7 protein-coding genes are annotated in these 10,511 nt (G+C 39.2%); 5 read left to right on the top strand and 2 right to left on the bottom strand.

The features are described 5' to 3' along the window. The 4 genes from purM to HRT50_RS10060 form a co-directional block, all read left to right on the top strand. Positions 1-560 (top strand): phosphoribosylformylglycinamidine cyclo-ligase (purM, locus tag HRT50_RS10075; protein ID WP_291613991.1); only part of this gene is annotated, 560 nt, incomplete at its 5' end. Positions 561-676: 116 nt separating this feature from the next. Continuing rightward, on the top strand, positions 677-1,318 hold the full coding sequence (purN, locus tag HRT50_RS10070; RefSeq protein WP_291613989.1) for a phosphoribosylglycinamide formyltransferase: 642 nt from the start codon (positions 677-679) through the stop codon (positions 1,316-1,318). Positions 1,319-1,517: 199 nt separating this feature from the next. Continuing rightward, positions 1,518-2,285, top strand: a complete 768-nt coding sequence (locus HRT50_RS10065; protein ID WP_291613987.1) for a DUF3108 domain-containing protein — start codon at positions 1,518-1,520, stop codon at positions 2,283-2,285. A 648-nt stretch (positions 2,286-2,933) separates the two neighbouring features. After that, positions 2,934-3,425 (top strand): hypothetical protein, encoded by a 492-nt coding sequence (locus tag HRT50_RS10060; RefSeq protein WP_291613986.1) that lies wholly within the window; start codon positions 2,934-2,936, stop codon positions 3,423-3,425. A 202-nt stretch (positions 3,426-3,627) separates the two neighbouring features. On the opposite strand, the gene HRT50_RS10055 is transcribed toward HRT50_RS10060, so the two are convergent. Further along, complete coding sequence (locus HRT50_RS10055; protein ID WP_291613983.1) at positions 3,628-5,529, bottom strand: DUF885 family protein; 1,902 nt, start codon at positions 5,527-5,529, stop codon at positions 3,628-3,630. A gap of 304 nt (positions 5,530-5,833) precedes the next feature. Here HRT50_RS10055 and HRT50_RS10050 point away from each other — a divergent pair, with 304 nt between their 5' ends. Continuing rightward, positions 5,834-8,137 (top strand): YgiQ family radical SAM protein, encoded by a 2,304-nt coding sequence (locus HRT50_RS10050; protein WP_291613982.1) that lies wholly within the window; start codon positions 5,834-5,836, stop codon positions 8,135-8,137. A gap of 298 nt (positions 8,138-8,435) precedes the next feature. Here HRT50_RS10050 and HRT50_RS10045 read toward each other — a convergent pair whose 3' ends face one another. Continuing rightward, a complete protein-coding gene (locus HRT50_RS10045; RefSeq protein ID WP_291613976.1) occupies positions 8,436-10,505 on the bottom strand; it encodes an ATP-binding protein in 2,070 nt (689 codons plus the stop codon). Between the last annotated feature and the right edge of the window lie 6 nt (positions 10,506-10,511).

Raw genomic sequence — 10,511 nt, 5'->3', positions numbered from 1 at the left:
GTGTTGGTATTGCTGAAAAATCTCGTTTAATTGATGGAACTAATGTTGCAGCTGGCGATCAATTGATTGCACTTGGCGCTTCAGGTCCTCATTCAAATGGTTTCTCATTAATTCGTAAAGTATTAGAAGTAAACAATACTGATATGAATGAATTGCTCGACGGCAAGAAAATTGCTGACCACTTACTTGAACCAACCAAGATTTACGTAAAATCTGTGCTTGAATTACTTAAAAATGTAGATGTGCACGCACTGTCTCATATTACTGGTGGTGGTTTCTGGGAAAATATCCCACGTGTATTACCTGAAACAGCACAAGCTGTGATTAAAGGTAATAGCTGGCAATGGCCGAGCATCTTTACTTGGTTAAAAGAAAAAGGCAATATCACGGAACATGAAATGTACCGTACTTTTAACTGTGGTGTTGGCATGATAATCGTAGTACCTGCTGACAAAGTTGAGCAGAGTATTGAAGTGTTAACAGCACACGGTGAAAACGCTTGGCATATTGGCGCAATAGCCGATAAAGCTGACGGCGAAGAGCAAGTTGTTTTTTCATAAACAACTAACTATCTAAGCAAGTAAAGTATTATTATAAAGGGGCTATTTATTAGCCCCTTTTATTTATCTCTGCTTTATTAATCCTTAACTAATTTACTAAGCGATAAGGAAAAAATATGTCGAGCAAAATAGTTGTATTAATCTCAGGCGGCGGCACTAATTTACAAGCCATTATTGATGCCTGTACTGATAGTAATTACCCAGCAGAAGTGGTTGGTGTGGTATCAAATAAAATAGATGCTTATGGCCTAACTCGTGCTCAGAATGCTGACATTGCTACCGTAGCTCTTTCACATAAAGAATTCGCTAGCCGTGAAGATTACGATCAAGCTCTTATCAAAAAAATTGATGTTTTTGACGCTGATTTAATCGTCTTAGCCGGCTTTATGAGAATTCTCACCCCCAGCTTTGTCCAGCACTTTCAAGGCAAACTATTAAACATACATCCATCTTTGTTACCTAAATATCAGGGTTTAAATACCCATCAACGGGCAATTGATGCCGGCGATGATGTCCACGGTGTTAGTGTACATTTTGTCACTGAAGAACTTGACGGCGGTCCAGTCATTCTTCAAGCGAAAGTACCAGTATTTGATGGCGATAGTAGTGATGATTTAGCTGCACGAGTACATGAGCAAGAACACCGTATCTACCCACTCGTAGTAAAGTGGTTTGCTGAAAAAAGACTTAGCATGCAAGGCGATCATGCAATTCTTGATGGTAATACACTGCCTGCCTCAGGTTATGCTAACGATTAACATTGATAGCTAAACGGTCGGGACCCTAACTAAGCGATAATTAAGCGATAAATAAACACTCACTAAGCGCTAACATAAGTCGGCTTAGGCTAATTACAGGTAAAATAGTAGAACAAATTAGTTACCAAATTATTGCTAAACACCCCACAGAAGCTGTTAGTATCATGAGTACTAATTGCTTCTGGACACTTTGCTTATTATGCGAAAATTCTTGCCCCTGCTGTTGTTAACTTTACCTTTTCTGGCTTCAGCCAATCCTGCTATTACTGAGCTCTCTAGTAAAACGCAAGCAACCGCCCAACAACAGAAATCCCCCTTCGCCACAATTATTCCTCCTTATCGGGCTACCTATACCTTATTACATAAATCAGATCCCGTTGGTACCGCAATTAGGCAGCTGAGTTACCTTGATGATAATAAAATAAAATACCATTATGAAACAGATATAAGTTGGTTGATTTTTTCTGATAAACGCAGTGAAACAGCCATAATTAAAGTAGAAAACAAACAAGTGATACCATTAAGTTATGATTATCAACGCGAGGGAACCGGACGCGATAAATACTACCAATGGCAATATGACCTAGCGGGAAAAACGGCGACCGATGTTAAAAATAATAAACAAATCACTTTAGATTTCACTGATGGCCTATTAGATAAACTCAGTTATCATCTACAAAATCGTATTGACTTAATTAACAGCCCAGAACAAAAACGCTTTGTTTATCCTGTGATCAGTACCCGAGGCTCGATCAAGAATTATCAATATCTGTACGATGGTGAAGAAGAACTCATACTTCCCTTTGGCTTAGTGAAAACTATTCGCTTAAAACGGGAAGTTCTTGAGAAAAAACGTATCACCTACGTTTGGTTCGCCCCAGAGCTAAACTATTTAATGGTTAAACTCTATCAAGTTAAAGCCGGCGCGGAACAATTTGAAGCGCAATTATCAGAATTAGAGCAATAAGCTCAGCCAAGCATAAAGGCAGCACTGCCTTTATGCTTGGTTTTAACCTTATCATTTACTACCCTATTTACCAACTCACCAGTTTCGACCGCACACTTACTTTATACATAAGTAGCAAACGCCTTACTAAACCCCTCACTTGCCAACAAGCTTAACTCCAGTAAGCACAGCTACAATCTAGCGCTAGCTTTGCTTTGTCCTGTCCCGTCCTATCATTGCCATTGTCAGCAGAATTCGTTATCTGATATTTATCGCCAAAAGCTAAATTGATTTCAAGGGCTCACTCTATCGATGATGGTCTTACATCTAATCGAGTACCAATTCCATTACATCATTAGCCACCTGTGCGGGATAAAACACGCCAAACCGGCATTATTCTCAAGCCCAATAACTAGCTATTACTCAATCGAGCACCTTGCTTTAATTAATTTATCCGGTGCACAACAAGAGGAAAATTTAATGGTAATAGTATAAATATTTCCATGCCTCAATTCCCTGCCTACATAATTTTAATGTATAGATTTTCAAGCATGGTATATCGATATTGTGTAAAAAATTTACAAATAATGCTTGAATAGCCAACACAAACCATATACTGTACATCCATACAGTATAGCGAGTTATCACAATTTAGCACGAGGTTGAACTATGTACACCACAGATACAATAAATAGCAATGTCATGAACAAAGCCATCAGTACTCCCGTTGCAGAGCAGACTTGGTTAAAACTAACCAATGTAGCCAACCATCAAGAATTGTCATATCACTATGCAAATATTTGTCAGCAACATAATCAAGAAAAAAAGTGGGTATTGTTTATTAACCCTGAAGAATCATCATTAGAGCAATTAGTGAAAACCCATGGTGTCGATATTTCGAAAGTGCTTTGTGTTAGTTTTAAAGGCAAAAACAAGATAAATAACTTAGTTGATAAGAAGTCTGCACACTTAGATATTGAACAAATAAAAAATGTTTTATGCCGTGGCAACTGCTCTGCGGTTATTCTTTCAAATGCTTCTTTTAGAGCCGATGAGATTTTCGAACTGGATAACTGTGCGCGCTTAGGAGAGACTCAATGTGTGCTACTTAAAAATCAACGTACAAGTGAACTTACCAGCCATGACCACAACATTCACTAATGCCTCTAGCTCAGCAAAATATAATCAGGCGATAAGCTAATATGACTTATATAAATTATATAACTTACCGAAAATAAAAAAGCCGTATTGTTAACAACAATACGGCTTTTTATTTACCAGCTAACCATGCAGAAGTAACTAATTTTTTAGCCAACATATCGGTAAGATAATATGGCTATAACTAACGGTTAAATAAGTTCACCTATGACTTACTAGCTAGCCAATGGTTTACATTCCGTGCTAGCACCGCCATAGGCACAGCGCCATTTAACAGCACAACATCATGAAACTCGGCTAAATCAAAATTATCACCTAAACGTTTTTCCGCTTGCTCTCTTAAACTCAATATTTTTAACATACCTAGTTTATAGCCGAGTGCTTGGCCTGGCCATGCCATATAACGTTCAATTTCAGCAATAACATCAGACTCAGCGGTACCCGTTTGCTCTGACATATAGCTAATCGCTTGCTCTCGTGTCCAGCGCTTATCATGTAGGCCAGTATCAACCACTAAACGTACCGCTCTAAATAACTCCGCTTGTAAACGACCTAAGTTGCCAAAGGGATCATTTTCATACATACCTAATTCAAAAGCGACCTGCTCTGAATAAAGAGCCCAACCCTCGGCATATGCGTTATAGGGAGCAATTCTACGTAGAAAAGGTAATTCAGCTTGGTCTAAATTCAAAGCAATTTGCCAATGATGACCAGGATTTGCTTCATGATAGGTTAAGGTTTTTAAGCCAAATTTAGGATTAGCTTTCATATCACGTAAGTTAATCCAATAGATCCCCGGTTTACTACCATCAACAGCCGGTGAAGTATATTGACCGCCAGGTGCTCCATCTTGTACTTCAACTGGAAAAGCTTTCACCTCGACTTGATAACTTGGTGTTGTTTTAAATACCGGTGCCATTTTTATGGTCATTTCAGTGATATAACCGTTAATATCACTTAATAACTTTTCTCGGCCTGCTGTTGAATCTTCATATAAAAAGCGTGGTTCTTCATTTAATGCCACCATACGCTCGCCAACAGAGCCTTGTTTATAACCTTGCTGTTGTAATATCGTGTCCATAGCAACGCTAATGCGAGCGACTTCACCCAAACCTATTTGGTGTATTTCACTTGGCGTTAATTCACTATCGCCTAATTGTTTAATCGCATCTTGGTAATAATCACTGCCATTTGGCTGTGCCCATATACCTGATTCATCACGAGATTTAGCCAATAATTGTTCACTGGCTTTTTGCACCGATTGGTAAGCAGGATAGACCACTTGGCTGACTTTCGAGATAACTTGCTTTATTAACGCTTGCTTTTGCTCAGCATTAAGCGAGTCAATTTTGTCAATTTTATCACTAAAGACACTAACAAAAGTATGCTGCTCTGCTGGAACACTGGTAAAGCCTTTAAGGTACTTAATTGCACCTTGTAAAGTCACTTTCGGTGGTAACCAATTTTGTCCGGCATCAAATGCTTGTTTTTCAATAATGCTATTAGCAAGACGGTCAAATGATCCTAATCTCGCGATGTAATCTAATGCTTGTTGCTCTGTGGTAATTGGCTGGTCGTTTTGCATAATACGAGGAATATCAATCAAGGGGCCATTAATCTGATTGACTATAAAGGGTGAAAGTCCCATCCAAGTATCAATAAAACCAACAGTAAAGTTTGGCTCGCCAGCAAAATATCGTGTTAACCCTGCCATCACTTGCTGGTTGTTTTTCGCGGTAATATTATCTCCCTCAAGCTTAATACCCGCAATTTTATTTGATATCGATAATAACTCAGCGCGTAACTTGGCTTCGTTTTCAGAGCCATAAAGCTCCATCTTGCTGCTAACGTCTTGGCCAACATCTTGCTCGGATAAGCCATACATGGTTGCTGATAAAGCACGCTGTTTAAAGAGACTTTGCTTAGCTTGCAAATAGAGCGCCGTTAAACTTTGCTCTGAGCTAATAACGACGGAAATTTCAGCCGATTGTGACGCTGGCGTTGATTTAGTTACTGCCACAGTATCGCTTTGTTTAACACAGGCACTCAAGCCGAGAGCTGTGACAATAGCGCTTGCCAACAAGCTGTTTTTTAAGTTCTTATTCATAGCTTCCTCTAAAATATTAATAACGCTCTTTATAATTTTTTTTTATTGCTTTCATTATTGTAATCATCTGACTAAATATGACTAAAAGTGATTAGAGCAAATACCATCGAGATTGTAAACATTATACAATTCTTATTTTTTACCAAGTCACTTTCATAATCGTACAAAAATCATACTGATATATTTGGGGATAGCATGATATTTCTGATATAATCCCGCGCCCGCTATTTTCAGTACAGAGGCGGCACAATCATTTAGTGACATAGTAATTTTAGAATCGGTTAACCCCAATGGGAATGGTGATATGGCTTCAGTTAAAAAACAAATAATTTCGAAAACACAGCAAGGATTATTTGATTATCCGAAATACTGGGCTGAGTGCTACGGCACCGCACCATTCTTGCCTATGACACGAAAAGAAATGGACGTTTTAGGCTGGGACAGTTGCGACATAATTATTGTCACCGGTGACGCTTATGTAGATCACCCGAGTTTTGGTATGGCTATTATTGGCCGTATGCTTGAAGCACAAGGTTTTAGGGTTGGTATAATCGCACAACCCGCATGGCATTCAAAAGATGCCTTTATGGAGTTAGGCAAGCCTAATTTATTTTTTGGTGTTACCGCCGGTAATATGGACTCCATGATTAACCGATATACTGCTGAGCGAAGAATGCGTCATGATGATGCCTATACACCAAATGATGAAGGTGGTAAGCGTCCAGATCGCGCAGTAACTGCATATACTCAGCGCTGTAAAGAAGCATTTAAAGGAGTACCGGTAATTATTGGCGGTATTGAAGCCAGTTTACGCCGAGTAGCCCACTATGATTACTGGTCAGATAAAGTTCGTCGCTCGGTTTTGTTTGATTCAAAAGCAGATTTATTAGTCTTTGGTAATGCAGAGCGGCCACTAGTTGAAATTGCTCACCGTATTGCTCGTGGTGAAGATGTTAAAAACATCACCGATGTTCGTGGCAGTGCTTTCTTAACCAACCAGGCATTGCCAGGCTGGAAAGGCATAGACTCCCGTGATATCGACCGCCCGGGTAAAATTGATGCTATTCTTAGTCCTTATACAGAAATTACACCGGAAAGCTGTAGTGATAACGAAGCACAATCGGCCGCAGAAAATCAGGCTAAAGATATAACTAAAACGGCTCAGCCTATTGTAATGGCGGACTACCGTAATAAAACCTGGGAAAAGAAAGCTAAACCTTGGGAAACCACTTACATTAATTTACCAACATTTGAGCAGGTAAAAGACAACAAGGTTCTGTATGCGCATGCATCACGTATTTTTCATCAAGAAGTTAACCCTACTTCAGCTAAGCCCTTAGTACAGAGCCATGGTACACGCCTTATTTGGTTAAACCCACCGGCGAAACCGCTTTCAACAGCGGAAATGGATGGCGTATTTGATCTTGAATATAAGCGAGTACCACACCCAAGTTATGGTAAAGCCAAGATTCCAGCATATGACATGATAAAAACATCGATTAATATCATGCGCGGTTGTTTTGGTGGTTGTACTTTCTGCTCAATTACCGAGCATGAAGGCCGCATTATTCAAAGTCGCTCCCATGAATCTATCATCAAAGAAATAGAAGATATCAGAGAAAAGGTCCCTGGCTTTACTGGCGTGATATCAGATCTTGGCGGTCCAACGGCTAATATGTATCAGCTCAATTGTAAGAGTGAAAAAGCCGAAGCGACTTGTCGTAAACCTTCATGTGTCTGGCCAACTATTTGTGGCCACTTAGATACAGATCATACGCCAACCATCGAGCTTTACCGTAAAGCGCGTAAAGTTAAAGGCATTAAAAAGGTATTAATCGCTTCAGGTGTTCGTTACGATTTAGCCATAGAGCATCCTGAATATATTCAAGAATTAGCAACCCATCATGTTGGCGGTTATTTAAAAATTGCTCCCGAGCATACCGAGCAAGGGCCGCTTGATAAGATGATGAAACCAGGCATGGGCAGCTATGACAAATTTAAAGAAATGTTTGACCATTACTCTAAACTTGCTGGCAAGAAACAATATTTGATCCCTTACTTTATCTCTGCTCATCCAGGCACCACTGACAGAGATATGGTTAATTTAGCGCTATGGCTAAAAGACAATGATTTTAAGTTAGATCAGGTACAAAATTTTTATCCTTCGCCCTTAGCTAACGCCACCACCTTATACCATACCGAGTTAAACTCTTTACGTAACGTGACTAGCAAAAACTTAGCGAAGGATGATGGCCGAATAACCGTACCTAAAGGCACCATTCAACGACGTTTGCATAAAGCCATACTGCGTTATCATGATCCCCTAAACTGGGCACAGATTCGTCAAGCGTTAACCAAAATGGGCTTAACTAAACTGATTGGCTCAGGGCCAAACTGTTTAGTACCAAGAGAAACACGTAATGAGCAGAGTTTAGCCAATAAAAACAGACAAGGTAAGAATAACTCGCAAGGCTTTAAAAGTAGCCCAGGTCAGAATAGACCTAAACCGGGACAAGGCAATGGTAAGGGTAAGAGAACACCAATGCACAAAAAAGGTTTGACGCGTTTTTCAGACGATCAATTTGCCGATAGAAAAAAGCATAACTAATACCGTCATATAGCAAGGGACTGTTGAACTTTCAGGATTAAATTTTGTTCGAGGTAAAAGCGTTTTAGTCGCGGCGAGTAGTGTGTAGCCTAGTCATTCTAAGCAAATACTACTCAACAAAGAATAAAGCGCTTTTAGCCGAATCCTTCGAACGGCGTTTGTTGGCCATTTTTACTGCGTTATCGCCTTTTGATGTGGAATAACCACATGACAAAGGCTCTGCCTTGTAGAAATACCCAACAATACGCTGCAAAAGTAATCTCGAAAGATCAACAGACCCTAATGAAGTAGATAATCATTAATACTGGTTACCTACTTCATTTGTTAACCAAAATTCCAGCTTATCTGCTAGTAGTTGCGGGTTAATAGGCTTGGCTAAATAATCATTCATCCCTGCATCTAAACATTTTTTCTGATCGCCTTGCATGGTGTTAGCTGTCATGGCAATTATGCTCACTTGATTAAAGCGCCGATACTTTTCATCTGTTCGAATGAGTTGTGTTGCCTGATAGCCGTCCATCTCCGGCATTTGGCAATCCATTAAAACTAATTCATATGGCTCAAATAGTTCACTCTGCAATAATAACTCTAATGCATGCACGCCATTTTTAGCGACATCAGCGTTAAAACCAAATTTACGTAGCAAGCCGAGCGCAACCTCTTGATTAATCCGATTATCTTCAACCAAGAGAATTTTTGCTTGTTTATTGCTTTTATTCGTTATTTTACTTATTAAGGGGGCAAACGCTAAGTCACCATTCGCTAACTTAGTGCACTCTTGTGACAATACATTAGTTAATACGTTATAAAGCATTGCGGGACTAAGAGGCTTAGCTAATTGGTGAGTATTTTCATCATTGCTCAATGCCAAAAGCGCGCTACTTTTTTCGATACCACTATTGTCCATGGATGTCAGCAAAATAATAGGCACAGATTTTGACCTTAGCTTATTATTTATCAACAACAAATAGGCAATACAACCTAGAGTAGCTTTATCTAAATTGCTATTAAGCATAATGATAGAAAAGTCGTGATTCTCAATTTTATCACAGATGGCGATAGCTTCATCTGCGGCTGTTTTCATCACCGCATTTAGCCCCCACAGCTGTAATTGTTTACTAATACTTTTAGCGCTGTTTTCATTACTATCAATGAGTAATATTGGTTTTTCGGTAAAGGCCTTAAAAGGTTTTGTAGATAATGTGCTTTTATCTAAACTCAGGTAAAAAGTAAACTGGCTGCCCTGCCCTAACTGACTATTAACGTTTATATCTCCCCCCATAAGCTGGCACAGTTGTTTAACGATAGTTAACCCTAAGCCAGTTCCGCCATACTCTCTCGTTGTTGAGGCATCAACTTGTGTAAAAGCAGTAAATAAATCAGCACATTTGTTTGATGGGATGCCTATGCCCGTATCGGCTATAACTACCGTCAACTTAAATTGACTTGGACTTTGCTCTTCCATGGACACAGTGATATTAATTTCACCTTGTTCGGTAAACTTAATCGCATTACTGACTAAATTAGTAATTATTTGCTTTAACCGGCTAGGGTCGCCAATGACAAAGTTTTCTGCCAAACCGGTAGTATCAATAATAACTTCAACCTTCTTGTCTTGTGCTTTAATAGCCATGGCTTGTACTGTTTCAATTATGCTGTCCGGCAGATTAAATACTATTTTTTCAATTTCAAGTTTACCGGCTTCTATTTTGGAAAAGTCTAATATATCGTTAATTAGATGCAATAAAATTTCCGCACTAACCCGAGCAAGTTTTGAGAAATGGCGCTGAGTTTTACTTAACTGAGTATCGGCTAATAACGTTAGCATTCCGAGCACCCCATTAATTGGCGTTCTTATTTCGTGGCTCATGTTAGCAAGAAACTGAGATTTAGAGCGGTTTGCTATTTCTGCCTTTTGCTGCTGAATCTTATTGTCATCCGCTAGTTTTTGTAGCGTTTTCTCCTTTTTTACCATATGAGTGACATTAACAATAACGATTTGGCAAAGAGGGGTTGATGACTCGACAGCAATTTTTTTAACACTAATTTGCTGTTGAATTAAGAACTTTTCATCTCCAAAAAAATTATTTTGATAAAGCGGTAAAGGTGCTGGGTTAAAGGTATGTGATAGTCTTGCGGGTAAACCCAATGACAAAGCAGACTCACAGGCATCACTCAAACGAGAGTCGTGATACTGTGTGAATACTACCCCTAAATATTTACCTTCATGATCAGCTAAGTTCTTGCCTGAATAATCACTTAGCCATTGATTAAAAAAGACTAATTCTTGCTGTTCATCAATGATAATTATGCCAACAGAAAGTTGGTTTAAAGAGGCGAAAAGTATGTCATTGGTTAAGTTTGCCATGTAATC

Source organism: Colwellia sp., from assembly GCF_013215345.1.
GTDB lineage: Bacteria > Pseudomonadota > Gammaproteobacteria > Enterobacterales > Alteromonadaceae > Colwellia.
This window is presented reverse-complemented; position numbering and strand designations above follow the sequence as displayed.

Excerpts from the sequence above, each read along its gene's own strand:
- HRT50_RS10060 (WP_291613986.1), top strand. The coding sequence starts at position 2,934 with ATGTACACCACAGATACAATAAATAGCAATGTCATGAACAAAGCCATC.
- HRT50_RS10065 (WP_291613987.1), top strand. The coding sequence starts at position 1,518 with ATGCGAAAATTCTTGCCCCTGCTGTTGTTAACTTTACCTTTTCTGGCT.
- HRT50_RS10055 (WP_291613983.1), bottom strand. The coding sequence starts at position 5,529 with ATGAATAAGAACTTAAAAAACAGCTTGTTGGCAAGCGCTATTGTCACA.
- HRT50_RS10050 (WP_291613982.1), top strand. The coding sequence starts at position 5,834 with ATGGCTTCAGTTAAAAAACAAATAATTTCGAAAACACAGCAAGGATTA.
- HRT50_RS10045 (WP_291613976.1), bottom strand. The coding sequence starts at position 10,505 with ATGGCAAACTTAACCAATGACATACTTTTCGCCTCTTTAAACCAACTT.
- purN (WP_291613989.1), top strand. The coding sequence starts at position 677 with ATGTCGAGCAAAATAGTTGTATTAATCTCAGGCGGCGGCACTAATTTA.